Genomic DNA, 23,658 nt, shown 5'->3' with positions numbered 1-23,658 from the left:
TCGGTCCGCTACGCTTCCGGGATGGGCAGCGACCACTATTTCAGCGCGTCGCCGTCGAGTCCCGAACAGTTCCGCCGGCTTCGCGTCACGCTCGCCGGGCGTGAACTCGAAGTCGTGACCGCTGGCGGAGTGTTCAGTCCCGATCGCCTGGATGCCGGGACCTCGGTTCTGTTGGCGAACACGCCTGCCCCGCCCGCCGGTGGGAACTTCCTCGACCTGGGAAGCGGCTGGGGCCCGATCACGCTGAGCCTCGCCTTGGACGCGCCGCACGCGACGATCTGGGCGGTCGACGTCAACGAACGCGCTCTCGACCTCGTGAGACAGAACGCGCAGCGCCTCGGCCTCGACAATGTCAACGCCGTGCGCCCCGAGGATGTTCCCGAGGGGATCTCCTTCCGCACGATCCGCTCGAATCCCCCGATCCGGGTCGGCAAGAACGAGTTGCACGGCATGCTCGAGCACTGGATCCCGCGCCTCGCCGAGCGGTCGGACGGGTGGTTCGTCGTGCAGCGCAACCTCGGCTCGGACTCGCTGCAGCGCTGGCTGGCCGCCACCTTCACGACGGGGTTCTCCGTGCACCGCGCCGCGACGGGCCGCGGCTACCGTGTGCTGCGCGTGCGTCGCCACGGCTCGCCGCCGAGCGAGCCCATCGACGTCATCCGCGACGAGATCTGACGCGGCCGACGGCAGCGCCCGCCGGGTTCAGGCGAGCGCGACCTCGCCGGTAAACACCAGCGACGCCGGGCCGGACAGGAACACCCGGCCCGCAGCGACACGCACGCCCAGGGTTCCCCCGCGCGTCTCGACGGTCCAGAGATCGGGCGCCGCCGCGCCGGCCCAGTGCCGGACGGCGAGAGCAGCCGCGGCCACCCCGGTACCGCAGCTGAGCGTCTCACCGACACCACGCTCGAAGACGCGCATGCTGATGGACCCCACACCCTCGTGCACGAGAGGGTCGGAGGGGACCACGAACTCGACGTTCGCGCCACGCTCGGGCGTCGGATCCAGAAGCGGTTGGTACGCGAGTTCCAGACCCTCGAGCTCGGCGTCCGACGACAGCGCCACGACCACGTGCGGATTGCCGACATCGATTCCCACGCCGGGGCGGGCAACCGGCAACCCCTTGGCGCGCACCAGCACCTCACCGGACTCGATGCGGAACTCACCCAGATCGACCTCGAACCCGCGGTCGCTGCGCGTCAGGGTCTTCATCCCGGCGCGCGTTCCTATCCGCAGGCCGTCGGCGATGTCCGCGAGTCCCGTGTCGGTGAGGTAGCGGGCGAAGACCCGTGTGCCGTTGCCGCACATCTCGGCTTTCGAGCCGTCGGCGTTGCGGTAGTCCATGAACCACTCGGCACCCGAGGCCGCGGCATCCGATCCCTCTTCGATGGCGGCCGAGCGCACGACACGGAGGAGTCCATCGGCACCGATACCGAAGTGGCGGTCGCAGAGGATCGCGACCTGTTCGTCCGAAAGGTCGAGTTCACCGTCGGGATCGGACACGACCACGAAGTCGTTGCCGGTTCCGTGGCCTTTGGTGAACGCGAGAGTCGCCATGGCATCCAGTCTAGGGATCGGAATCGCAGGCTCGTCCTCTGGCGATGCGGGTGAGCGCCCGGCGCTCGCCCGCGCCGTTGGCGGACCCCCGTGCCCGTGTGGACAGGGCTCAGGCCGGGCCGCCGGGACCGTCGACGATGAGCCGGCGGCCCGTTGCCCACGTCTCGAAGGGCTCGTAGCCGAGGGCGTCGTAGAACCCGCGAACGCCGACGTTGTCGGGTCGAACCATCAGCTGGACTTTGGGGCAACCGAGCGCCTCGAGCAGCCGCTCGGCCTCGGCGACGAGCGCACGGCCGACTCCTCGCCCGCGGTGGGATTCGGCCGCGGCCAGGTAGTAGAGCCAACCGCGATGACCGTCGTATCCGGCCATGACGCTGCCGACGAGCTCTCCCCCGTCGACCGCGACGAGGAACAGTTCGGGCTGCACCGTGAGTTTGCGGCGGATATCGGCGCGCGGATCGTTCCAGGGACGTGTGAGTCCGGCCGTGTCCCACAGGTCGACGACGGCGTCTTCGTCCGCGATGTCGAACGCTCGAATCTCCACGGTCATCTCCCGGTCTCCTCGATGATGAGTTCTTCGGCCCGGAGGGAGCGCGCGTCGACCCACCGGACGTCCTCGTACCTGCGGAACCACGACACCTGGCGGCGCGCGTAGCGCCGCGTGAGCGCCTGGGTCTCCGCGATCGCCTCCGCGCGCGTCATCTCGCCGCGGAGCTCCGCCAGCGCCTGCGCGTACCCGATCGCACGTGCCGCCGTCGCTCCCCGCTCGAGGCCGTCAGCGCGAAGCCCGGCGACCTCGTCGGTCAGGCCGAGCTCCCACATCCGCAGGACGCGCTCGTCCAGCAATCCGACCAGGATGTCGCGTTCGATGGACGTGCCGACGATCGAGGTGCGCGGATGCCAGAGCTCGGGTGCCGCGGGGAGGGCGCCCCCGTGCGTGTCCGCGCCCTGAGCGAGCACCTCCAGGGCACGCACCACCCGGCGGCCGTTGCGCGGGTCGATGCGCTGAGCCGCAATGGGGTCGGCTGCGCGGAGACGCTCGTAGAGCGCGCCAGGGCCGAGCCTCTCGAGCTCCTTCTCCAGACCGGCCCGCACCGCGGGATCGCGAGGCGGGAACCGGAAGTCCCAGAGCACGCTCGAGACGTAGAGCCCCGAACCACCGACGAGGATGGCGTCCGTCCCGCGGGCATGCAGCCGATCGATGGTCTCGCGCGCGACGCCCTGGTACCAGGCGACGGCCGCCTCCTCCGTCACCGCGAGGACGTCGAACAGGTGGTGCGGGATGCCGCGCCTTTCGGCGACGGGGAGTTTGGCGGTGCCGATGTCCATCCCGCGGTACAGCTGCATGGCATCCGCGTTGATGATCTCGGCGGCGCGGCCACGTCGCTTCAGCGCTTCCGCGAGATCGAGGGAGAGACTCGTCTTCCCGGTCCCCGTCGCCCCGACGATCGCCCAGAGCCGCGGTGCGGCGACCTCGTCCGTCGTCACCCGCCGATGCGGAGCGTGGGCAGGCCGAGCGACACGGCGCGGGGCGCACCCGCTTCGCCGGCCGGCGCGGGCACGCCGCACGACTCCGCCTGGGTACGGTCCCACGCGTCGCCCGCGCGTGTCCGGCGAATGCGGAGCGGCTGCCCCGCGGGAGCGTCGGCGAGCAAGTAGAACGGCGCGGCATGCGTGACCTGGACCGAGACGACATCGCCCGGGCGCGGCAGGACCGACGTGTCGGGCACCTCGAAGTGAACGAGACGGTTGTCCTCGGCGCGGCCGGTGAGGCGGCGCGTCTCGGCATCCTTCTTGCCTTCGCCGGTCGAGACGAGCACGTCGAGGGTGCGCCCGAGCTGCTTCTGGTTCTCTTCGAGCGAGATCCGTTCCTGCAGCGCGGTGAGCCGCTCGTAGCGCTCCTGCACGACAGCTTTGGGCACCTGACCCTCCATCGTGGCTGCGGGAGTGCCCTGGCGGATCGAGTACTGGAAGGTGAAAGCGCTGGCGAAGCGGGATGCCTCGACGACGCGCATCGTCTCCTCGAAGTCCTCATCCGTCTCGCCGGGGAAACCGACGATGATGTCGGTCGTGATCGCCGCGTACGGGATGCGCTCGCGGACGCGGTCGAGGATGCCGAGGAACCGCTCGCTGCGGTACGAGCGACGCATGGCCTTGAGGACGCGGTCGGACCCCGACTGCAGCGGCATGTGCAGCTGAGGCATCACGGACGGCGTCTCGGCCATGGCCGCGATGACGTCGTCGGTGAAGGCCGCGGGGTGCGGGCTCGTGAAGCGGATGCGCTCGAGGCCCTCGATCTCTCCGGCCGCGCGGAGCAGCTTGCCGAACGCCAGGCGGTCTCCGAACTCGACTCCGTAGGAGTTCACGTTCTGCCCGAGCAGCGTGACCTCGATCGCGCCGTCATCCACGAGGAGGCGGATCTCGTTCAGGATGTCGCCGGGACGACGGTCTTTCTCTTTTCCGCGCAGGCTCGGGACGATGCAGAACGTGCAGGTGTTGTTGCAGCCGACCGAGATCGATACCCACCCGCTGTGGACGGAATCGCGCTTGGTCGGAAGCGTCGACGGGAAGACCTCGAGCGACTCCAGGATCTCGAGCTCGGCCTCGCCGTTGTGGCGAGCTCGCTCCAGCATCCCGGGCAGCGATCCCATGTTGTGCGTGCCGAAGACGACATCGACCCACGGCGCCTTCTGCTGGACGGCCTCTTTGTCCATCTGGGCGAGGCACCCGCCGACGGCGATCTGCATGCCGCCGTGGGCGTCCTTGCGGGACTTGAGGTGCCCGAGCGTGCCATAGAGCTTGCCTGCCGCGTTGTCGCGGACGGCACACGTGTTGATCACGACGACGTCGGCGTCGGTGCCGGCTTCGGCGCGGACGTAGCCGGCACTCTCGAGAGACCCCGAGAGCCGTTCGGAGTCGTGGACGTTCATCTGGCAGCCGAACGTACGCACCTCGTAGGTGCGGGCGCGTCCGTCGGCCGAGGTGGCGGCGTCGGACGGCGCGATCAGCGTCGGCGTGGATACAGGGGTCGTCATGATGCGTGCCATTCTAAGCGCCGTGCGCCGCGTCGCCGGGGTCGTTCATCGAGTCCCGCCACGGCCGGACGAACCGGAACCGACGCTCGGCACCGACTCAGTCGTCGGGAGTGAACTGCACGCCCGAGGCCGCGGGGCGTGTGAAGGGCGCGCGACGCACACCCGCCTCGGCGAGAGCCTGACGCGCCGCGTCGAGCGACACCGACGACGCGTACCCGCGACGGGCCAGCTGGCCCGCCAGGCGTCGGAGACTCGCGTCGTAATCCTTCCCGCTCACCCCGCGGATCTTCGACCGGGCGAACTCCAGCGCGCGTTCGGCGTCGTCGTCCGGCAGCTCGGCGACCGTGGCATCGGCCACCTCGCGCGGGATGCCGCGTTTGCGGAGCGTCTGGACGACAGCCCGGCGCCCCTGACCGCGCCGCTCGATCGCGCTCATCGCGAGCTGTTCGGCGAAGGCCTCGTCATCGAGATAGCCGAGGTCGACGAATTTCGCCACGACCTCATCGACGACGGTCTCGTCGGCGCCCTCGACCTCGCGGACGACGGCACCCGCCTCGACCAGCGAGAGCGAGCGTCCGCGCAGGCGACGGAGGAGGAGTGCCTCAGCGCGGTCGCGGATCTCCTCCGGCGAATCGTCACCGGCAGCGTCGTCAGCGGTCCCTCCGGCTGCGGCACCGGGCAGAGCCCACCGCACCGAGCTGTCGTCGGCGACGGATCGCATCGAGGGATGCCGCGACACCGCGCCTCGGTCATGGCGCGCACGCCCGCCGCTGCCGAAGAGCGGAATCACCGGGGCGAGCGCGTCTTCGCCCGCGCCGCCCGCGCCGCTCCCCGACGATACTTCGGGGTCGCGACCCGGGCGGCCTGCGTCATCGCTCATCAGGCCGGGCGGCGGGCCGCGAGCTCGTCGGTCGTCGGTGCCGCCGCTGGGGCGACACCGATCCCGAGCTTGGTCTTGATCTTCGACTCGATCTCGGCGGCGACATCGGGGTTCTTGATGAGGAAGCTCCGGGCGTTCTCTTTACCCTGCCCGAGCTGCTCACCGTCGTACGTGTACCAGGCACCCGACTTCTTCACGATGCCGTGCTCGACGCCGAAGTCGATGAGGCTGCCTTCGCGAGAGATGCCGACGCCGTAGATGATGTCGAACTCCGCCTGCTTGAAAGGCGGTGCCATCTTGTTCTTGACGACCTTGACCCGTGTACGGTTTCCGACCGCCTCGGCGCCGTCCTTCAGGGTCTCGATGCGACGGATGTCGAGACGGACCGAGGCGTAGAACTTCAGCGCCTTTCCACCGGCGGTGGTCTCGGGAGAACCGAAGAACACCCCGATCTTCTCGCGCAGCTGGTTGATGAAGATCGCCGTGGTCTTGGTGGTGTTCAGTCCACCCGTGAGCTTGCGAAGAGCCTGCGACATGAGGCGCGCCTGCAGACCCACGTGGGAGTCACCCATCTCGCCCTTGATCTCGGCCTCGGGGACGAGCGCGGCGACCGAGTCGATGACGACGAGGTCGATGGCGCCGGAACGGATCAGCATGTCGGCGATCTCGAGCGCCTGCTCACCGGTGTCGGGCTGCGAGACGAGCAGCGCGTCGATGTCGACGCCGAGCTTCTTGGCGTACTCGGGGTCGAGCGCGTGCTCGGCGTCGATGAACGCCGCGATACCGCCGGCGCGCTGCGCGTTGGCGATCGCGTGCAGGGTCAGCGTGGTCTTACCCGAGGACTCCGGGCCGTAGATCTCGATGATGCGACCGCGCGGAAGCCCGCCGATCCCCAGCGCGGCGTCGAGGGCGATGGATCCGGTCGGAATGGTCTCGATCGGTGCGCGCTCGTCACTGCCCAGGCGCATGACCGAGCCCTTTCCGAACTGACGGTCGATCTGAGCCAGGGCCGACTCGAGGGCTTTTTCGCGCTCTGCGGGTGAGGGCATGACGTCTTCTTTCTGCTCGCGTTCCGTCGCCTATAGGCTGTCGCGCTCCCCACCGACGGTGGAGATGCCCGACAAGGCGTTCAGAGTGTCGTTCGACTTCACCCACGGTAGGGAGGGCCTCCGACATCGGTGGAGGGAACCCCGTCTTCTGTGGACGAAGACGTCCGAAACTCCGATGTGCAGGAGCCTACGCCGAGATCGAACGAAGATTCGATGACACGCCGTGAAGAATGTGGTCAGACCCGAACGCACGGCCCCGGCGGACGGTCGTCACGCACCGCGATCAGCGCCGGCGCGGATCCAGTCGCCCGACCCCGTAACGTCGCTCCATCGGAACGTCCGTCTCCTCGCACAGCGCGAGCCAGACTTCACGCGGGTCGACGCCCGCGGCGAGGGCATCCGCGCTCGTCCGGCCACCGACGGCGGACAGGACAAGGTCGGTCATCAGCGAACTACCGCGCGGACCGAACTCGTCGGCGACGGCGCGATCGAATTCGCTACGGCGCATCCGGAGACGTCAGCGCAGCGACAGTTCGGGCTCGACGGATGCGACGAGGTCGTCGGGGACCACATCGGGGAAGGTCTGGAGTCCTTCGAGAACCGACAGACGATCGCCGACCTCACGCATGATCGTCGAGATGGGGACGTCGAGGGCCTCGGCAACCGACGCGAGGATCTCGCTCGACGCTTCCTTCTGACCGCGCTCTACTTCACTCAAGTACCCGAGGGCGACGCTGGCGCGGCTGGCGACCTGGCGAAGGGTACGACCCTTCTGCTGGCGGAGCTCACGCAGGACCTCGCCGATCTCTTGACGGACCAGGATCATGTGAACCCCTCCTCACTACCGATTCCTCCGCTGCCCGGGTGGACAACGGTACAACACCATTTCAGGTCACCCTAATGCCGCGCGCTGGGCACTGGATGGGAATCGATGACAACAACCCGGGTGTGTCACCATTTGTTCCCCCGCCGCGGGAACGACAGCCCGAGTCACAGAGCCGCGAGGGCACGACGGACGGCGATGTGCGTGGCTTCCCGGCGAATGCGATCCCGGTCGCCGGAGATGACGAGCGAATCAACGCGCGTGCCGAGCGGGGTGGAGACCGCGATGTGCACGGTCCCCACCGGCTGCCCGTCCTGGGGCTCGGGGCCGGCCACGCCGGTGGTGGCGATCCCGACATCGGCCGGAGTTCCGTCGCGTCCGAGAACGTCGCGCACTCCGCGTGCCATTTGGCGAGCGACGCGGGGGTGGACAGCTCCGTGCGCTTCCAGCAACGCCGGATCGACTCCGAGGACACTCCGCTTCACATCGGTCGCATATGCCACGACACCGCCGCGCACGGCGCGGGAGGCACCGGGGATATCGACGAGCGAGGAAACGACCATTCCCCCGGTGAGCGATTCGGCAACAGCGACGGTCCAGCCGAGCTCGACGAGGCGGTCGAGCAGCACCGCCGCACTCTCGCGCGGGTCACGCACCAGCGTCTCGTCGAGGTCGTCAGGGACGCCGTCGATCACCGGCCGCTCCGCTTCGCACGCGCTCCACGCACCTCGGAGACGACGTAATCGATCCCCGACGCGATCGTGAGGATCACGGCGATCGTCATCGTCACCGTGCCGGCCCACCAGACCACGGACTGCCACACCGCGGAATCCGCGAGGGAGGCCAACGGCAGGAGCGCGATGGAGAGCGCGACGGCCTGGGCGACGGTCTTGAGCTTGCCCATCCAGGCGGCGGCCAGCACGTGGTCGCTGACGACGATGAACCGGTAGATCGTGATGCCGATCTCACGGACGAGCACGATGATCGTGACCCACCAGGGCAACTCGCCCAGGATCGACAGGCCGACGAAGGCGACGCCGGTCAACGCCTTATCCGCGATCGGATCCAGCAGCTTGCCGAGGTCGCTGACGATCTCGTAACGACGAGCGATGTAACCGTCCACCCCGTCCGTGGCGATGGCCACGATGAACAGGATCCCGGCGGCCCAGCGCAGTCCTCCCCCGGCACCCGCATCCGCGAGCAGCAGCCAGAGGAACACCGGCGCGCAGAGGATCCGCGCGATCGTGATCGCGTTGGGAAGCTGCGGGTGGACAGCCATCACTCGCGTCCCGTCAGCTGCCAGGCGTCTTCCGAGTCCTCGTCATCCCCGACGACGGGCAGACCGTCGTATTGCGCCTCTACGGCGTCCGGGCCGTATCGGTCGTCGTCGGAGCCCGCTGGCGGCTCCTCGCCGCGGAGCCGGGCGAGGACGGACGGCAACTGTTCGTTCGTGACGAGGACGTCGCGCGCCTTCGACCCTTCGGACGGCCCCACGATCTCGCGCGATTCGAGGAGGTCCATCAGGCGCCCGGCCTTGGCGAAACCGACGCGAAGCTTGCGCTGGAGCATCGACGTCGAGCCGAACTGCGTCGAGACCACCAGTTCGGCGGCGGCGAGAAGCAGCTCGAGGTCGTCACCGATATCGGCGTCGATCTCTTTCTTCTCGGCCGCGGCCTGCACGTCGGCTCGGTACTCCGGGCGCGCCTGCTGGGTGACGTGAGCGACGACGCGCTCGATCTCCTGCTCGCTCACCCACGCGCCCTGCACGCGCACGGCCTTCGAGGCCCCCATCGGCAAGAAAAGACCGTCGCCCTGACCGATCAGGCGGTCGGCACCGGGCTGATCCAGGATGACGCGCGAATCCGTGACGCTCGTGACCGCGAAGGCCAGTCGCGACGGCACGTTCGCCTTGATGAGACCCGTCACCACGTCGACCGATGGGCGCTGGGTCGCCAGCACGAGGTGGATGCCACTGGCGCGGGCGAGCTGGGTGATGCGAACGATCGAGTCTTCGACGTCGCGCGGCGCCACCATCATGAGGTCGGCGAGCTCGTCGACCACCACGAGGAGGTACGGATACGGCTTGAGGACGCGCTCGCTGCCGGCCGGCAGCTGGATCTCACCCGCGACAACGGCCTTGTTGAAGTCGTCGATGTGACGGAACCCGAACGACGCGAGGTCGTCGTACCGCATGTCCATCTCTTTCACGACCCACTGCAGCGCTTCGGCCGCCTTCTTGGGGTTCGTGATGATGGGTGTGATCAGGTGCGGAACGCCCGCGTAGGACGTGAGTTCGACGCGCTTCGGGTCGATGAGCACCATCCGGACCTCGGACGGCTTGGCCCGCATCAACAGGCTCGTGATCATCGAGTTGACGAAGCTCGACTTTCCCGATCCGGTGGAACCGGCCACGAGCAAGTGGGGCATCTTCGCGAGGTTGGCGACGACGAATCCGCCACCGACGTCTTTCCCGACACCGATCGTCATCGGATGCGTGGACGCGGCCGCGGCGTCGGAGCGCAGGATGTCACCGAGGGTCACGATCTCGCGGTCGGCGTTGGGGATCTCGACGCCGATCGCGCTCTTGCCGGGGATGGGCGCGAGGATGCGCACCTCGTTGGAGGCGACGGCGTAAGCGATGTTGTTCGTGAGCGCGGTGATGCGCTCGACCTTCACACCGTGGCCGACCTCGATCTCGTACTGGGTGACCGTTGGACCGCGCGAGAAACCGGTGACGCGCGCATCCACCTTGAACTGTTCCATGACGCTCTCGATGGCGCGGACGACGGCGTCGTTCGCGGCGGAGCGTTCCTTCGGCGGCGTCCCGGCGGCCAGAGCGGTCACCGACGGCAGACGGTAGTTCGCCGACGGGGGCAGGCCGGCGTTGTCTCCGCCGAGACCGGAGATGCCCGGCAGATCATCGTCGGCATCGTCGAGCGTCGGCGAGTCGTCCTGAAGCCCGCGCCCAGCGCCCACGCTCGCGAGCGCGGCCGGGTCGATGATCTCGGTCAGAGCGTCGGGCGCGGGGGGAAGCGGCGGCCGTGCCGGCGGAGCGGCGGGAGCCGACGGCGTCACCACGGCGGATTCGAAGCCGCCCTGGGGCGCCCCGGGCGTCAACAGCGTCGTGAGGTCGTCGGAGCCGAGGTCGCCGTCGACGTCCTCCTCGCGGCCGGACTTGTTCCGACGCCACCACGGCAGCGACTTTTCAGCGGGCGCCTCGTCGTCGGCATCCACGGGAAGGACGGCGGTGGGCGCCTCTTTCTCGACGCGTTCCGCGCCGAACATCCAGGCGTAGAGGTCGCCGAGGCGGTGACCGATCCGGTTCGGCGGGGTCTTGGTGAGGATCAGGATGCTGAGGACCGTGAGGAGCGAGAGCGCGATGTACGCCCCGACATCGGTGAGGAGCGACAGAGGTTCGCCGATCAGCCATCCGGCGAGTCCGCCGGCGAGACTCAGCCGCGGCAGCCCCTCGCTCGGCGCCGGCCCCCCTCCGGCGACATGGCAGAACCCGGCCATGGAGATGACGAACAGCGCGAAGCCGATGCCGATGCGGCCGTTGTCGTGAACGGACGACGGATGCCGGAACAGCCATCCGGCGAGCAGAAGCAACAGCACCGGGAAGACGAACGCCACCCGGCCGATCACTCCGCCGAAGCTGTAGGCACTGATCGTCGCGGCGACGTCGTTGCCGATGAAGAACCACTCGACGACCGCTCCGAGCACCGCGAGGATCACGAGCAGGAAGGGGAAACCGTCGCGACGCTGGTCGCGCTCGAGCGTCTCGGGACCGAAGACGCGGAACATCCCCCCGACCCCGTGGGCGAGGGCCGTCCAGGCACGGACGGCGACCGGAGGCTTCTCGGGCTCGTCGACGTACCGCTTGGGCGCGGGCGCGGACGCTTTGGATCGCGCCTGTCCCTTCGCGGGAGCGCGACCGCCGGACGTGGACGTACTGCGGGGCATTCCTCCACGGTAGGCGGGGTGTCCGACATTCGCGCGGACCGACGCGGTATTCGACGCAGGACCGATACCCGGGACGCGTCAGCGCAACGTCTTGACCATCACATCGCGCCCTTGACCCGCCCGGGTGACCGCGAAGCCCTCGGTGCGATAGAACGTGCGGGCGAAATTGTCGCGCTCGACGCTCAGACTGATGCGCGAATAGCCCTGATCACGGGCGTGGGCCACGAGGCGCTGGAGCAGCGCCCGCCCCACCCCGTGTGCGCGCCACACCGGACGCACGCCGATGATCAGCTCGGGGACGCCCGTCCCCACCCATCCGAAACCGGGCTCGCTGCGCGGCAGCATGCGATACCAGGCCGCGCCGATCGCCTCGCCGGCGGGCGACTCCGCCACGAAACCGGCGTCCCCCGGGCGCTGCCAGCCGGCGACGTAGCGCTGATGGTCGGGGCTGCTGAGCACCTCGTGCCGCGGCCGGGCGCTGCCGGCGCGCCAGTTGGCGGCCTCGACCGTCATGTCGGCGAGAAAGGCACCGTCGGACGGGAGTGCCGCGCGGATCGGGATGGCGGGCATGCCCGCATGATACCGATGACCGGCCCGCTCGCCCTACGGTCCCCGCTCTCTTAGGGCGGGGAGAGCGGGGAACGACCTCACGCTTCGATGACGAGCGGCACGATCATCGGGCGCCGACGCAGCGACTGGTTGACCCAGCGGCCGATTGTCCGGCGGACGACCTGCGACAGGGCGTGCGTGTCGCGCACACCCGACTGCGCCGCCTCGGCGAGCGCCGCGGCGATCTTCGGCTTGACGCTCTCGAACACCGCAGCGTCTTCGGCGAACCCGCGCGCGTGCACTTCAGGGCCGGAGATGATCTTCCCGGTCTGGCGGTCGACGACGACGATCACCGAGATGAAGCCCTCCTCGCCCAGGATCCGACGGTCCTTGAGGTCGGCATCCGTGATCTCACCCACGGAGGACCCGTCGACGTAGACGAATCCGATATCGAGCTGGCCGACGACCTCGGCGCGCCCGTCACGGAGGTCGACGACCGTGCCGTTCTCACCGAGGATCGTCTTCTCGGCGGGGATCCCCGTCTCCTGCGCCAGCTTCGCGTTGGCCATCAGGTGGCGGTACTCCCCGTGCACGGGCAGGACGTTCTTCGGCTTGAGGATGTTGTAGCAGTACAGCAACTCCCCCGCCGCCGCGTGACCGGACACGTGCACCTTGGCGTTGCCCTTGTGCACGACGGTGGCGCCGAGCTTGGTGAGGCCGTCGATCACGCGATACACCGCGTTCTCGTTTCCGGGGATGAGGCTGGATGCCAGGATCACGGTGTCGCCCTCGCCGGGCTCGATCGCGTGGTCGAGGTTCGCCATGCGGCTGAGCACCGCCATCGGCTCGCCCTGCGAACCGGTCGACATGTAGACGATCTTGTCGTCGGGCAAATCGCGAGCCTTCTTGTAGTCGATGAGGACGCCGTCGGGCACGTTCAGGTAGCCCAGGTCGGCGGCGATCCCCATGTTGCGCACCATGCTGCGACCGAGCAGGGCGACGCGGCGACCGTTCGCGTGCGCCGCGTCGAGCACCTGCTGCACGCGGTGCACGTGGCTCGAGAAGCTCGCGACGACCACGCGTCGGGGAGCCTTGGCGATGACCTGGTCGAGAACGGGGCCGATCGCACGCTCGGTCGGCGTGAACCCGGGGACGTCGGCGTTGGTGGAGTCGACGAGGAACAGGTCGACGCCCTCCTCACCGAGACGCGCGAACGCGCGGAGGTCGGTGATCCGTCCGTCCAGCGGCAGCTGGTCCATCTTGAAATCACCGGTGGCCAGGACGAGTCCGGCAGGGGTGCGGATCGCCACGGCCAAGGCATCCGGGATCGAGTGGTTGACGGCGACGAACTCGAGGTCGAACGGGCCGACCTGCTCGCGCTGACCCGCTTTCACCGTGAGGGTGTACGGCCGGATGCGGTGCTCCTTGAGCTTCGCCTCGATGAGCGCGAGCGTAAGACCCGACCCGATGAGGGGGATGTCGGCCTTGAGCTTGAGCAGGTAGGGCACGGCCCCGATGTGGTCTTCGTGCCCGTGCGTGAGAACGACGCCGACGATGTCGTCGAGGCGGTGCCGGATGGGCTCGAAGTCGGGCAGGATCAGGTCGACACCGGGCTGGTGCTCTTCCGGGAACAGCACTCCGCAGTCGACGATGAGGAGCTTTCCCTCGTACTCGAAGACGGTCATGTTGCGGCCGACCTCGCCGAGGCCGCCGAGCGGGATGACGCGCAGGGTTCCCTGAGCGAGAGCGGGGGGATCGTAAACGGTCGTGGGCATATGGTGCCTCCTCGGATGCCGCCCTGCGGCATCCCTTCGTGTGGCGTCCCTGGCCGCGGTTCGGCGGACGCCGATGCTTATCTCGTGGTGCCGTGCACCTTGGGCAGAGCGCCACCGGCGGCCGCATTGCGGTCGGGGCGGAAGTTGGAGAAGTCCGCGCCCTGGACCTCGCGGACCAGCGCCAGTTCGTCCTCGATCGCGGCGGCCTCCCACTCCTCCGGACCGACCAGGGGCAGGCGCACGCGCGGGCTGCCGATGCGGCCCAGCCCGTGCAGGATGTACTTCGCGGCGACCGTGCCGGGCACGTGCGTCATGACGGCGCGGACCAGGGGCTCCAGCCGCTTGTGCGCGGCGGTGGCGGTAGCGAGGTCACCGCGGTTCACGGCATCCACGATCGTCCGGTACGGCGCGGCGGCGATGTTCGCCGTGACACCGATGAGCCCGGCTGCGCCGATCGAGAGATGCGGCAGCACGTTCGCGTCGTCGCCCGAGAAGTACATGAGGTCGGTCTGGTTCAGCACACGGCTGACCTCGCTGAAATCACCCTTGGCATCCTTGACGGCGAGGATGTTGGGGTGCTTCGCCAGGCGCAGGATCGTCTCGTACTTGATCTCGACGCCGGTGCGTCCGGGGATGTCGTAGAGGATCACGGGCAGGTCGGTCGCGTCGGCCACGAGTCGGAAGTGGGTCAGGATGCCGGCCTGGGTGGGCTTGTTGTAGTACGGCGTGACGATCATGATGCCGTCCGCGCCGGCCTTCTCGCTGGCCTTGTACAGCTCGATCGCGTGCGCGGTCTCGTTGGAGCCACCGCCGGTGATGATCTTCGCGCGTCCCGCGGCCACGTCTTTGCCGACCTCGACGAGGCGGAGCTTCTCGGGGTCGGTGAGCGTGGAGGTCTCACCCGTCGTGCCGGTGACGACGACACCGTCGGCACCCGCGCTGACGACGTCGTCGATGTGCTTCTCGACGGCGGGCCAATCGACCTCGCCGTCGGCCGTCATGGGGGTGACGAGCGCGACGAGCACCTGACCGAAGGGGTTGCCGGAGTGCGTCATGCTCTCAGGTTATCGGTTCGGACGTCGGTCACCGGGGCCGCATCCGCTCGAAGGCGAACATCACCCGGCGGTCGACCGGGCGCGACCCGGAGCCGCTCTAGGCTGACGGCATGGCCTGGTCGACCCGTTCCTCCCGCACCGTGTACGAGAACCGCTGGATCCGGGTGCGCGAAGACGAAGTCACCGGTCCCGACGGAGACGGCATCTACGGCGTCGTGCAGATGCAGCAGCCTGCGGTGTTCGTCGTCGCGATGGACGAGGACGACCGCGTCTGCCTCGTCGAGCTGGAGCGGTATACGACCGGACGCTCCCTCGAGGTACCCGCCGGGGGAAGCGACGGCGAGGACCCGCTCGTCGCCGCGCAACGCGAACTGCGCGAGGAGAGCGGCGTGACGGCCGCGCGGTGGGAGTATCTCGGCCGGATGAACGCCCTGAACGGCATCGCCGACGCGCCGGAGCACGTCTTCCTCGCCCGCGATCTCCGAATCGAGGATGCCGGGTCCTCCCAGCGGGAGGAGGGCATCGAAGCCGTGCGCTGGGTGGCGTTCGCGGACGTTCTCGATCTCATCGCCGACGGAGAGATCACCGACGGCGAGACGATCGCGGCTCTGGCCTTCGCCGGCATCCGCGCCGGCCGGTTCCGCTGACGTCAGCGTCCGCGGGAAGCGGCGCGCACGACCACACGGTCGGGCAGGAGCCGGGAGACGGCGACGAGCAGCTTGTAGCGCAGCGAGGGAATGGACACCGCGCGCCCGCGGGCGGCGTCACGCAAACCTTCGCGGACCACCGTCTCGGCATCCAGCCACATCCCCGGCGGGACCCCCTCCTGCCCCGGTGGCAGGCCGAGGCGCTCGTGGAAGTTCGTGTGGACGAAGCCCGGGCACACCGCGGTCACGGTCACCCCGCGCGGTGCGTACGCGACCGTGGCCCACCGACTGAACGAGATGAGCCAGCCCTTCACGGCGCCGTAGGTGCCCCGCGGAACGAATCCGGCGACCGAGGCGACGTTGATGATGCGTCCACCACCGCGGCGGAGCATCGCCGGGAGAGCCGCGTGGGTGAGGCGCAGGGCGACCTCGACGTGGAGACGCAGGTGCCGCACCTCGTCGGCCACATCGTTCTTCTCGAACGCGAGGTCGAGTCCGAACCCGGCGTTGTTGACCAGGACGTCGACGCCCCCGGCGAGACGTGCTTCGACCGCGGCCCGATCGTCGTCGTCGAGGAGGTCGGCGGGCAACACCTCGACGCTCACCCCGGAGGCCCCGCGGATGCCGTCGGCGACCGTGGCGAGCGCGTGCTCGTCACGCGCGACGAGGATAACGTCGGCACCGCGCGCGGCGAGCTGACGGGCGAACTCGGCGCCCAGACCCGAGCTCGCCCCCGTGATGAGCGCGGTCCGCGTCACGATCGCTCCCCGGGTTCGTAGGTCTCGAAGCGGTACCGGATGCCGGTCCGCGAGACGTGCCAGCCGTCCTCGGGGTCGGCGGCCGTGCGGGTCCAGCCCTCGAGCCGGGGGGCCACGGTGTCCCCGTCCACGTCGAGATCGAGCTGCGTGACCTCGAGCAGGTCGGCATCCGCGATGGCCTCGGCGTAGAGCTGGCCGCCACCGATCACCCAGACCTCCGCCGTCGTGGACAGCGTCAGAGCCGCGTCCAGAGACGCGGCTCTCTCCGCCCCCTCGCCGACCCACTCGTCGGACCGCGACACCACGATGTTGCGGCGCCCCGGCAGCGGCCGGAAGCGCGGCGGCAGCGACTCCCACGTCCGCCGGCCCATGATGACGTCGGATTCACCCGTCACGGTACGGAAATGCGCGAGGTCTTCGGGCACGTGCCAGGGCATCTCCCCGCCGGCGCCGATGACGCCGCCGCGCGCCTGCGCCCAGACGAGCCCGACGCGGGTCATACGGCGACGGCCGCCCGGATCGCCGGGTGGTGCTGGTAGTCCTCGACGACGATGTCGTCGTACGCGTAGTCGAAGATCGACGCGGGCTTTCGCGCGAACCGCAGCGTCGGGTACGGGTACGGATCGCGAGAGAGCTGCTCCTGCACCTGCTCGCGGTGGTTGTCGTAGACGTGGCAGTCACCGCCGGTCCACACGAACTCGCCCGGCTCGAGTCCGGTCTGCTGCGCGATCATGAGCGTGAGCAGTGCGTAGGACGCGATGTTGAACGGCACGCCGAGGAACATGTCGGCACTGCGCTGGTACAGCTGGCACGAGAGCTTGCCGTCGGCGACGTAGAACTGGAACAGCGCGTGGCACGGAGCGAGCGCCATGTCGGGGATGTCGGCGGGGTTCCACGCCGACACGATGAGGCGACGCGAGTCGGGATCGCGGCGGATCTGCTCGATCACCTGCGAGATCTGGTCGATCTCTCCCCCGTCTGCGGTCGGCCACGAACGCCACTGGACGCCGTAGACGGGCCCGAGCTCGCCGTCGGCATCCGCCCATTCGTCCCAGATGGTCACGCCGTTCTGCTGCAGCCAGCCGACGTTGGATTCGCCACGCAGGAACCAGAGGAGCTCGTACACGATCGATTTCATGTGCACCCGCTTGGTCGTCACGAGCGGGAAGCCCTGGGCCAGATCGAACCGGATCTGCCGACCGAACACGCTGGTGGTGCCCGTGCCGGTGCGATCGGACTTGTGCACTCCCGCTTCGAGGACGTCGCGGAGAAGATCTTCGTACGGCGTGGGGATGTCGGCGGTCACGGCCCTCACGATACCCGGGGACTCCGGCACGCGGGCGGTGCGCGGGGACGATGTCGCCGATCCTGCGGGCGGGGAGGAGGGGCCGTCCTGGGTGCACGCTGAGGAAACACCGGACGAGCTCGTCATTCGGCGACTCATCGACCCTCCTCCCCCGCGTGCGCGTTAGCGTTGTCGGTCGTGGACCTGACTATCGCTCTTCTCGTGACCGCCGCGCTCGTCGTGGTGGCCGTGGGTGCCGGCGTCGTCTTCCGCCGCACCCAGGGCCGCGCCCGCGCCGTGGACTCTGCCGAGATCGTCGACCCGCGTCGCCTGGGCGCCGACGGGCTCGGCGAAGAAGCCACGCTGCTGCAGTTCAGCACCGAGATGTGCGCGCGCTGCCCCGGCGTGCACCGCATGCTCTCCGACATCGCCGAAGCTCGCGAGGGTGTGCGACACCTCGACGTCGACCTCACCCACCGCCCCGACATCGCCCAGCACTTCCGCGTGCTGCAGACCCCCACCACCCTCGTCCTCGATCGGACCGGCGTCATCCGTACGCGCTTCGGCGGCACCCCTGGCCGCGCCGTGGTCGAACTCGAACTCACCCGTTTGCAAGAGGAGTCCGCCCGTGCCTGAGGTCCAGCGCATCGATGTCCGAGGGCCGCGGTTCGCGGCATCCATCACCGCCGTTCTCCTGCTGATCGCGACGTTCCTGTCGCTCGTCGGCATCTCCACCGGCGACCTGGCGGCAGCTTCCTTCGGAGCGCGCGTCGCGGATCCGGGCTTCCTTCTGGTCCTCGTGATCGCCGCACTCTTCCTGTGGAGCGTCGCCTCGCCCCGCACCGCGCCGTGGGGCGTTCTCTATCGCCGCGTCGTCCAGCCGCGTCTCGCGCCGCCGACCGAGTTCGAGGACCCTCGCCCGCCGCGTTTCGCTCAGGGCGTCGGCCTGTTCGTCACGGTGGGAGGACTTCTCCTCCACCTGGCGGGCGTGCCGTGGGCGCTGCCGATCGCCGCCGCCGCCGCGTTCCTCGCGGCGTTCCTGAACGCGGCCTTCGGCCTGTGCCTCGGATGCCAGCTCTACCTGCTCCTGCAGCGAGCGGGGCTCATCGGACGTCGCCGTCCGTCGGCCGCCTGATCCTCCGCATAAGCACCGGCTGTCAAGACCTCCGACGGGTCGGAGGCCGTGGCTAGGCTGACTTCCGCCGCAGCCATTCGGGGCTGCGCGGAAAGCCGGAGGTTCCCATGGCCGTCACGAGCGAAGCCACCACCGCCTGGAAGGGCAGCCTGTTCGAGGGATCGGGCGAAGTCACCTTCACCTCGTCCGGAATCGGCACGTTCGACGTGAACTGGAAGGCGCGGAGCGAGGGCTCCAGCTCGGTCACCACGCCCGAAGAGCTGTTGGCCGGCGCGCACTCGTCGTGCTTCAGCATGGCCCTTTCCAACGCCCTCGCCGAAAACGGCACCCCTCCCGAGTCGATCCACGCGACCGCCTCGGTCACCTTCAAGCCCGGCACCGGCATCACCGGCAGCCACCTGAACGTCAACGCCGTGGTCCCCGGCCTCGACGCGGCGACGTTCGAGAAGATCGCGAACGACGCGAAGGCGAACTGCCCCGTTTCGCAGGCGCTCGCGGGCATCGACATCACGCTCGAGGCCACGCTTGCCTGAGTCCTCGGCCCGACGCGTCATTCTCGCCGGCGCGTCGGGCCTCATCGGCTCCGCTCTCGCGGAGTCGCTCCGCGGCGACGGTGTCGAGGTCACCTCGCTCGTGCGGCACCCCGCTTCCGGCCCGCACGAGGTGCAGTGGCTGCAGGATGCCACCCCCCTCGATCCCGGCATCCTGGCCGGTGCCGACGCCGTGGTGTGCCTCAACGGCGCCTCGATCGGTAGATTCCCCTGGACGCCGTCGTACAAGAGCCAGCTCCTGTGGTCGCGCATCACCCCCACACGGACGCTCGCCACCGCGATCCGCGAACTCGGCGACGACGCGCCCGCGCTCGTGAACGCCTCGGCGACGGGGTACTACGGCTCGCAACCGGGCGCCGTCCTCACCGAGTCGTCCCGCCGCGGCGAGGGCTTCCTCGCGGACATCTGCGAGGAGTGGGAGAGCGCCGCACGCGGAGCCGGTTCGCGGGCCCGCGTGGCCCTGCTGCGCACGGCCCCGATCGTGCACGAGCGCGGGGTGCTGAAGCCCCTCCTGCTGATGACGAAGCTCGGCGTCTCCGGTCCCATCGGACGCGGCACGCAGGTGTGGCCCTGGATCACGCTCGAGGACGAGGTGCGCGCCATCCGCCACGTCATCGACTCCGGTATCGAGGGCCCCGTGAACCTCACCGGCCCCAGCCGGGCGACCGCGAACGACCTCGGGTTCGCCCTGGCGCGACGCATGAACCGGCCCTACGTCCTGCGGGCCCCGGTGTGGGGCATGAAGCTCGCACTCGGGCGCGACGCGACGGAGGCGCTGCTCACCTCGGATGCCGATGTTCGCCCCGCCGTCCTCGAGAACGACGGCTTCGCGTTCCAGCACGCCACCGTCGAGGATGCCGTGGCCTCGGCCGTTCCCGCCGGGCGCTGAGCGCGCCCGCGGGGGCGCGCCGTCGCCCACGGAAGGCGTCTCAGGCGGTTCGCCGGTTGACTGCCTCGAGGGAGATCGCCTTCCGGACGGCCTCGCGGGCACGACGGCGATCGCCGGCCGCGTCGTAGGCGAGTCCGAGGCGGTACCACGCGCGCCAGTCGCCAGGCCGAGCTTCGACGTCGGCGCGGTAGGCCGGGAACAGGGCATCGGCGTCGTCGCGGGTCGCGCGGCCACTCGGCCGCACCTCGATCTCCTCACGCGGCAGCCCGCCTTCGGCATCCAACGTCTCGCCGAGCCTCTGGGCGCGAACACCGAACCACAGTTCGCGCCCGATGGCCCAGAGAGCGATGATCGGCAGCACGATGAGGGCGACCCCCATCGCCACGCCGACGCCGTCACCGCTGGTCAGCAGCACCACGGCACGCTGACCGGCCAGCACGATGTACAGCAGCAACAGCACCGTCATGACCGCGACGGCGACGCGCGTCTTCATGCGCTGGTGACGCCGGCGACCTGCCCCGACACGTCGTCGTCGGCGATGGGCGCCTCGGCGCGGGCGGGGCGCGTACGCACACCGATGTCGATGAAGCTGTCGAGCCCGACGATGACGCCTCGCGCTTCGCGGGCGGCGGCCAAGGCGATTCGGATGCCGGGAGCATAGGCCGTGGCCGGATCGATCGTGTCATGCACGATCGTGAGCGACTCCCCCGCGCCCGAGAGAACCGTCTCCTGCCGGGCGATGACACCGGGGCGACGGAGCGAGTGGATGGGAACCGAGGCGACCTGCTGGCCGCGCGCGCGTTGGTCGACGTGCGGCGACTGCACCGGACCGACCTTCTCGCGCGCCGCCGCGATCAGCTCCGCGGTTCGGACCGCGGTACCGCTGGGCGAATCGACCTTCGTCTCGCGATGCGCCTCGACGATCTCGATCGAGGGGAAGAAGGGTGCCGCCGCCGCAGCCAGAGCGGTGCCGATGACGGAGCCGAGCGAGAAGTTGGGGATGAACACGGCGCCAGTGCCACTGGCATCCACCAGGGGGCGCACCAGCGCGATCCGTTCGCTCGACCAGCCGGACGTGCCCACGAGCACGTTGATGCCGCGCTCGATGGCCGCGCGGACGACGTCGATCGAGACCGCCGGGGTGGACGCGTCGATCACCAGATCGGCGCCGTCGAGCTCGCCCAGGTCGGAGCCCGAACCGAGCACGGCGGAGACCTCGTACCCCTCTTCCGACTCGACGACGTCGCGGATGACTCCGCCGAGCTTTCCGGATGCGCCCACGATGGCTACGCGTGTGGTCATGGTGTCAGCCTAGGCGGCGACGCGGGGGTCGGAACGCTCTGTCCACAGACGCGCCGCGGCACCCCTCGCTTAGCATCGACAGATGGTCTCGATCCGCACCTCCCCCGTCGACGCCCCCGATGCCCATGCGCTGCTCGAGGAGTACTTCGCGCTGCGTGCGTCGATCTTCCCCGGCGGCGGATACCGGACGGTGTTCCCCTCCCCCGCGACGTTCGTCGAGCCGGCCGGGGTCTTCGTCGTCCTGGATGACGACGAGGGTCACCCCGTCGGGTGCGGCGGCATCCGTCGGATCGAGGAGGGACCCCACGGACCGCGCGACGAGGTGAAGCACCTGTTCGTCCGCGACAGCGGACGTGGCCGCGGCTGGGGCCGTGTGATCCTCGACGACCTCGAACGCCGCGCGCGTGAGCGCGGCGCCGCGGAACTCGTGCTCGACACCCATCACACGCTCGACGCCGCGGGCGGGCTCTACGCACGGTCGGGGTTCGAGGCGATCCCGGCCTACAACGACAACGCCAACGCGACGAGGTGGTACGGCAAGGTGCTGGACTGACGCCGTCCTCGGGAGTCATGCCGCCGTCGGTGTCACCCCTCGCCTCACACCGGGAGCGGGTCGACGAGCCCCGTGCGCAGCTCGACCGGCAGATGCGACAGGTCGTTGTGCGACAGGAGAGTCCAGGGCCGACCCTTCTTCTGCGCAATGACGGTCAGGCCGCAGAAGGCCTGGTTGATCGTCATCCATCGCCAGTCCGGGGCCTGCAGAACCTCGCGCACGAACCAAGCGATCACGAAGTTGTGGGTGATCAGCAGCTCGTGCACCTCGCCGGTCTTGCGGGCCAGGAACTCGGCCGTGGCATCCGACATCTGCGCCCGCCCCGCCTCGATCTCGGCCTCGGTCACCGAGCCGAAGAACGGCTCGTAAGCCGCGGGAGTCTCGGGCGTCATGCCCGTCGGAACGCAGTCGAACAGCAGGGCGGATGCCTCGGGCGACACCGACGGCAAGCGCTCTGCCACGGCGCGGGCGGTCTGCGCCGCGCGCTCGAGAGGCGAGTGCCATACGGCGTCCAGCGGGAGTCCGGACAGCCGATCGGCGAGGAGCGCAGCCTGACGATGGCCGCGGGGCGACAGGGGTCCGTCGGTGAGTCCGTGCTCGGCATCCTGGTGCTCACCATGGCGCACCAGGTAGATGTAATGCGTCACGTCAGCTCACCTCGTCGTCAGTGTGCGGGCCCCCCGCAGAACACTTCCAGCCTACGTCACGCCCCCGACACGGGGCCGTTCACTCTGCGGCGCGGGCGATGTCCGACAGGTGGGCTCGGCTCAGTCGCACGCCCACGGCGCGCATGCACTCCACGACGTGACGCGCGGCGAAGGCGTTCACGATCGGCGCCGTCACGACCTTCTGCGCGAGAAGCCACGCCACCGCGACAGCGGCATCCGGGATTCCGAGCTCATCCCCGATGGCGTCGAGCGCGCGGAGCACCCGGGACCCACGGCGGTTCAAGTGCACGGCGAGCTGAGACCCGCGCACCGAGCTGGCCTGCTGGCCCCGCGTCCGGGTCTCGCCGGCGAGGAACCCGTGGGCGAGCGGATGCGACGGCGTCACCGCGATCCCCTGCGCGGACGCGATGAGCCGCAGGTCGCCGTCGAACTCGTCGCGACGCAGCACGTTGTAGGGCACGTCGAGCACGGTCACCCTCGGGTAACCCGCCGACGAGAGAATTCTCGCCTCCACCAGCTGAGAGGCGGAATACCCGTGCGCGCCGATGGCGCGGACTTTGCCGCTCTCGACGAGCCACTCGCACGTGGCGAGGGTGTCTTCCAACACCGCGGTATCGCCGCGCGCGGCATCCAGAGAGAGCACATCGATCCGGTCGGTACCGAGTCGACTGAGCGACGCCTCGACCGCACGGACGAGGTTCACCGCGCCGAGACCGGGATTGTCCGGATGCCGACCGATACGCACCGTGAGAACCATCTCGTCGCGCATTCCGCGCGACTGCATCCAGGAACCGATGATGTACTCGCTGCGGCCGGCCGCGTAGCTGTCGGCCGTGTGGATCGCGTTCCCGCCGAGCTCGACGTACGTGTCGAGGATCTCGTGGCTGGCCTGGGCGTCGACGTTCCAGCCGAATTCGCCGCCCCCGAGGAAGAGCGGGAACACGTCGAACCCGGTCTCGCCGAGCGGGACACGAACGTGCGATCCGAGGCCGGGGCCCTGCAGCGTCATCGGGGCGGACGGATGCGATGCGCGGTTTCGACGCAGGGGCGGCGGGGCCGTCTCATCGACGCCCGAGCCGCTCATGGGCCTCTCCTCGATGCGTCGGATCTCGGACGCCGGCTGCGCCCGCCTCGCCCCCGACGCGTAGTTCGAGGGTAGGGCCTCTGCGAAAAGCGACCGCCGA

General features: G+C 69.5%; 28 protein-coding genes. 7 read left to right on the top strand and 21 right to left on the bottom strand.

Annotated elements, in window-relative coordinates:
* Positions 1-21: 21 nt before the first annotated feature.
* Positions 22-675: a class I SAM-dependent methyltransferase gene (locus ABC271_RS06475; RefSeq protein ID WP_412924078.1), complete on the top strand. Its 654-nt coding sequence runs from the start codon at positions 22-24 to the stop codon at positions 673-675.
* A 27-nt stretch (positions 676-702) separates the two neighbouring features.
* Here ABC271_RS06475 and dapF read toward each other — a convergent pair whose 3' ends face one another.
* The 14 genes from dapF to dapA form a co-directional block, all read right to left on the bottom strand.
* Positions 703-1,557, bottom strand: a complete 855-nt coding sequence (gene dapF, locus ABC271_RS06470) for a diaminopimelate epimerase (protein ID WP_412924077.1) — start codon at positions 1,555-1,557, stop codon at positions 703-705.
* Positions 1,558-1,666: 109 nt separating this feature from the next.
* Entirely contained in the window at positions 1,667-2,107 is a 441-nt protein-coding gene (locus tag ABC271_RS06465; protein WP_412924076.1) for a GNAT family acetyltransferase, read from the bottom strand.
* Complete coding sequence (gene miaA / locus ABC271_RS06460; protein ID WP_412924075.1) at positions 2,104-3,045, bottom strand: tRNA (adenosine(37)-N6)-dimethylallyltransferase MiaA; 942 nt, start codon at positions 3,043-3,045, stop codon at positions 2,104-2,106. The genes ABC271_RS06465 and miaA overlap by 4 nt, the downstream gene beginning before the upstream one ends.
* Complete coding sequence (gene miaB, locus ABC271_RS06455; protein WP_412924074.1) at positions 3,042-4,592, bottom strand: tRNA (N6-isopentenyl adenosine(37)-C2)-methylthiotransferase MiaB; 1,551 nt, start codon at positions 4,590-4,592, stop codon at positions 3,042-3,044. Before miaB ends, miaA begins: the two co-directional genes overlap by 4 nt.
* Before the next feature lie 97 nt (positions 4,593-4,689).
* A complete protein-coding gene (locus ABC271_RS06450; protein WP_412924073.1) occupies positions 4,690-5,472 on the bottom strand; it encodes a regulatory protein RecX in 783 nt (260 codons plus the stop codon).
* Positions 5,472-6,521, bottom strand: coding sequence for a recombinase RecA (gene recA, locus ABC271_RS06445; protein ID WP_412924072.1), 1,050 nt, complete (start codon positions 6,519-6,521; stop codon positions 5,472-5,474). The genes ABC271_RS06450 and recA overlap by 1 nt, the downstream gene beginning before the upstream one ends.
* A 283-nt stretch (positions 6,522-6,804) precedes the next feature.
* Positions 6,805-7,029 carry a DUF3046 domain-containing protein gene (locus tag ABC271_RS06440; protein ID WP_412924071.1) on the bottom strand — a complete coding sequence of 75 codons (225 nt, stop codon included), beginning with the start codon at positions 7,027-7,029 and terminating at the stop codon, positions 6,805-6,807.
* Positions 7,030-7,038: 9 nt separating this feature from the next.
* The gene (locus ABC271_RS06435) at positions 7,039-7,347 is read right to left on the bottom strand and encodes a helix-turn-helix domain-containing protein (protein WP_125132412.1); all 309 of its coding nucleotides are present in this window, start codon (positions 7,345-7,347) and stop codon (positions 7,039-7,041) included.
* 164 nt (positions 7,348-7,511) lie between these two features.
* On the bottom strand, positions 7,512-8,039 hold the full coding sequence (locus tag ABC271_RS06430) for a CinA family protein (RefSeq protein ID WP_412924070.1): 528 nt from the start codon (positions 8,037-8,039) through the stop codon (positions 7,512-7,514).
* Complete coding sequence (pgsA, locus tag ABC271_RS06425) at positions 8,036-8,623, bottom strand: CDP-diacylglycerol--glycerol-3-phosphate 3-phosphatidyltransferase (protein WP_412924068.1); 588 nt, start codon at positions 8,621-8,623, stop codon at positions 8,036-8,038. The genes ABC271_RS06430 and pgsA overlap by 4 nt, the downstream gene beginning before the upstream one ends.
* A complete protein-coding gene (locus ABC271_RS06420; protein ID WP_412924066.1) occupies positions 8,623-11,307 on the bottom strand; it encodes an FtsK/SpoIIIE family DNA translocase in 2,685 nt (894 codons plus the stop codon). Before ABC271_RS06420 ends, pgsA begins: the two co-directional genes overlap by 1 nt.
* 78 nt (positions 11,308-11,385) lie before the next feature.
* Entirely contained in the window at positions 11,386-11,877 is a 492-nt protein-coding gene (locus ABC271_RS06415) for a GNAT family N-acetyltransferase (protein ID WP_412924065.1), read from the bottom strand.
* A 77-nt stretch (positions 11,878-11,954) separates the two neighbouring features.
* Positions 11,955-13,631: a ribonuclease J gene (locus ABC271_RS06410; protein ID WP_412924064.1), complete on the bottom strand. Its 1,677-nt coding sequence runs from the start codon at positions 13,629-13,631 to the stop codon at positions 11,955-11,957.
* A 77-nt stretch (positions 13,632-13,708) separates the two neighbouring features.
* Positions 13,709-14,686 (bottom strand): 4-hydroxy-tetrahydrodipicolinate synthase, encoded by a 978-nt coding sequence (gene dapA / locus ABC271_RS06405; protein WP_412924063.1) that lies wholly within the window; start codon positions 14,684-14,686, stop codon positions 13,709-13,711.
* A 110-nt stretch (positions 14,687-14,796) separates the two neighbouring features.
* On the opposite strand from dapA, the gene ABC271_RS06400 reads away from it, so the two are divergent.
* Positions 14,797-15,333: an NUDIX domain-containing protein gene (locus ABC271_RS06400; protein ID WP_412924062.1), complete on the top strand. Its 537-nt coding sequence runs from the start codon at positions 14,797-14,799 to the stop codon at positions 15,331-15,333.
* Between the two features lie 2 nt (positions 15,334-15,335).
* On the opposite strand, the gene ABC271_RS06395 is transcribed toward ABC271_RS06400, so the two are convergent.
* From ABC271_RS06395 to ABC271_RS06385, 3 genes are read right to left on the bottom strand one after another with little or no spacing between them, the layout of a single operon-like run.
* Positions 15,336-16,091 carry an SDR family NAD(P)-dependent oxidoreductase gene (locus ABC271_RS06395; RefSeq protein ID WP_412924061.1) on the bottom strand — a complete coding sequence of 252 codons (756 nt, stop codon included), beginning with the start codon at positions 16,089-16,091 and terminating at the stop codon, positions 15,336-15,338.
* The gene (locus ABC271_RS06390; protein ID WP_412924060.1) at positions 16,088-16,591 is read right to left on the bottom strand and encodes a dihydrofolate reductase; all 504 of its coding nucleotides are present in this window, start codon (positions 16,589-16,591) and stop codon (positions 16,088-16,090) included. The genes ABC271_RS06395 and ABC271_RS06390 overlap by 4 nt, the downstream gene beginning before the upstream one ends.
* Positions 16,588-17,397 carry a thymidylate synthase gene (locus ABC271_RS06385; RefSeq protein ID WP_412924059.1) on the bottom strand — a complete coding sequence of 270 codons (810 nt, stop codon included), beginning with the start codon at positions 17,395-17,397 and terminating at the stop codon, positions 16,588-16,590. The genes ABC271_RS06390 and ABC271_RS06385 overlap by 4 nt, the downstream gene beginning before the upstream one ends.
* Before the next feature lie 177 nt (positions 17,398-17,574).
* On the opposite strand from ABC271_RS06385, the gene ABC271_RS06380 reads away from it, so the two are divergent.
* The 4 genes from ABC271_RS06380 to ABC271_RS06365 all read left to right on the top strand — a co-directional run bounded on the left by ABC271_RS06380 (position 17,575) and on the right by ABC271_RS06365 (position 19,951).
* Positions 17,575-18,012, top strand: a complete 438-nt coding sequence (locus tag ABC271_RS06380) for a TlpA family protein disulfide reductase (RefSeq protein ID WP_412924058.1) — start codon at positions 17,575-17,577, stop codon at positions 18,010-18,012.
* The gene (locus ABC271_RS06375) at positions 18,005-18,511 is read left to right on the top strand and encodes a DUF4395 domain-containing protein (RefSeq protein WP_412924057.1); all 507 of its coding nucleotides are present in this window, start codon (positions 18,005-18,007) and stop codon (positions 18,509-18,511) included. Before ABC271_RS06380 ends, ABC271_RS06375 begins: the two co-directional genes overlap by 8 nt.
* A gap of 107 nt (positions 18,512-18,618) precedes the next feature.
* A complete protein-coding gene (locus ABC271_RS06370; RefSeq protein ID WP_412924056.1) occupies positions 18,619-19,044 on the top strand; it encodes an OsmC family peroxiredoxin in 426 nt (141 codons plus the stop codon).
* Entirely contained in the window at positions 19,037-19,951 is a 915-nt protein-coding gene (locus tag ABC271_RS06365; protein ID WP_412924055.1) for a TIGR01777 family oxidoreductase, read from the top strand. Before ABC271_RS06370 ends, ABC271_RS06365 begins: the two co-directional genes overlap by 8 nt.
* Before the next feature lie 40 nt (positions 19,952-19,991).
* Here the strand turns inward: ABC271_RS06365 and ABC271_RS06360 are convergent, their stop codons facing one another.
* Positions 19,992-20,444: a tetratricopeptide repeat protein gene (locus tag ABC271_RS06360; RefSeq protein WP_412924054.1), complete on the bottom strand. Its 453-nt coding sequence runs from the start codon at positions 20,442-20,444 to the stop codon at positions 19,992-19,994.
* Complete coding sequence (gene dapB / locus ABC271_RS06355) at positions 20,441-21,253, bottom strand: 4-hydroxy-tetrahydrodipicolinate reductase (protein ID WP_412924053.1); 813 nt, start codon at positions 21,251-21,253, stop codon at positions 20,441-20,443. Before dapB ends, ABC271_RS06360 begins: the two co-directional genes overlap by 4 nt.
* 82 nt (positions 21,254-21,335) lie before the next feature.
* Here dapB and ABC271_RS06350 point away from each other — a divergent pair, with 82 nt between their 5' ends.
* Positions 21,336-21,806, top strand: a complete 471-nt coding sequence (locus ABC271_RS06350) for a GNAT family N-acetyltransferase (protein ID WP_412924052.1) — start codon at positions 21,336-21,338, stop codon at positions 21,804-21,806.
* Between the two features lie 44 nt (positions 21,807-21,850).
* On the opposite strand, the gene ABC271_RS06345 is transcribed toward ABC271_RS06350, so the two are convergent.
* Together ABC271_RS06345 and ABC271_RS06340 are read right to left on the bottom strand one after the other, a co-directional pair.
* The gene (locus tag ABC271_RS06345; RefSeq protein WP_412924051.1) at positions 21,851-22,453 is read right to left on the bottom strand and encodes a histidine phosphatase family protein; all 603 of its coding nucleotides are present in this window, start codon (positions 22,451-22,453) and stop codon (positions 21,851-21,853) included.
* A gap of 79 nt (positions 22,454-22,532) precedes the next feature.
* The gene (locus tag ABC271_RS06340) at positions 22,533-23,558 is read right to left on the bottom strand and encodes an aldo/keto reductase (protein WP_412924050.1); all 1,026 of its coding nucleotides are present in this window, start codon (positions 23,556-23,558) and stop codon (positions 22,533-22,535) included.
* Positions 23,559-23,658: the final 100 nt, after the last annotated feature.

Source organism: Microbacterium canaveralium (assembly GCF_047238045.1).
In the GTDB taxonomy this organism is placed as follows: domain Bacteria; phylum Actinomycetota; class Actinomycetes; order Actinomycetales; family Microbacteriaceae; genus Microbacterium.
Note: the sequence above shows the minus strand (reverse complement) of the source record. Positions and strands in the feature narration are given on the sequence as shown.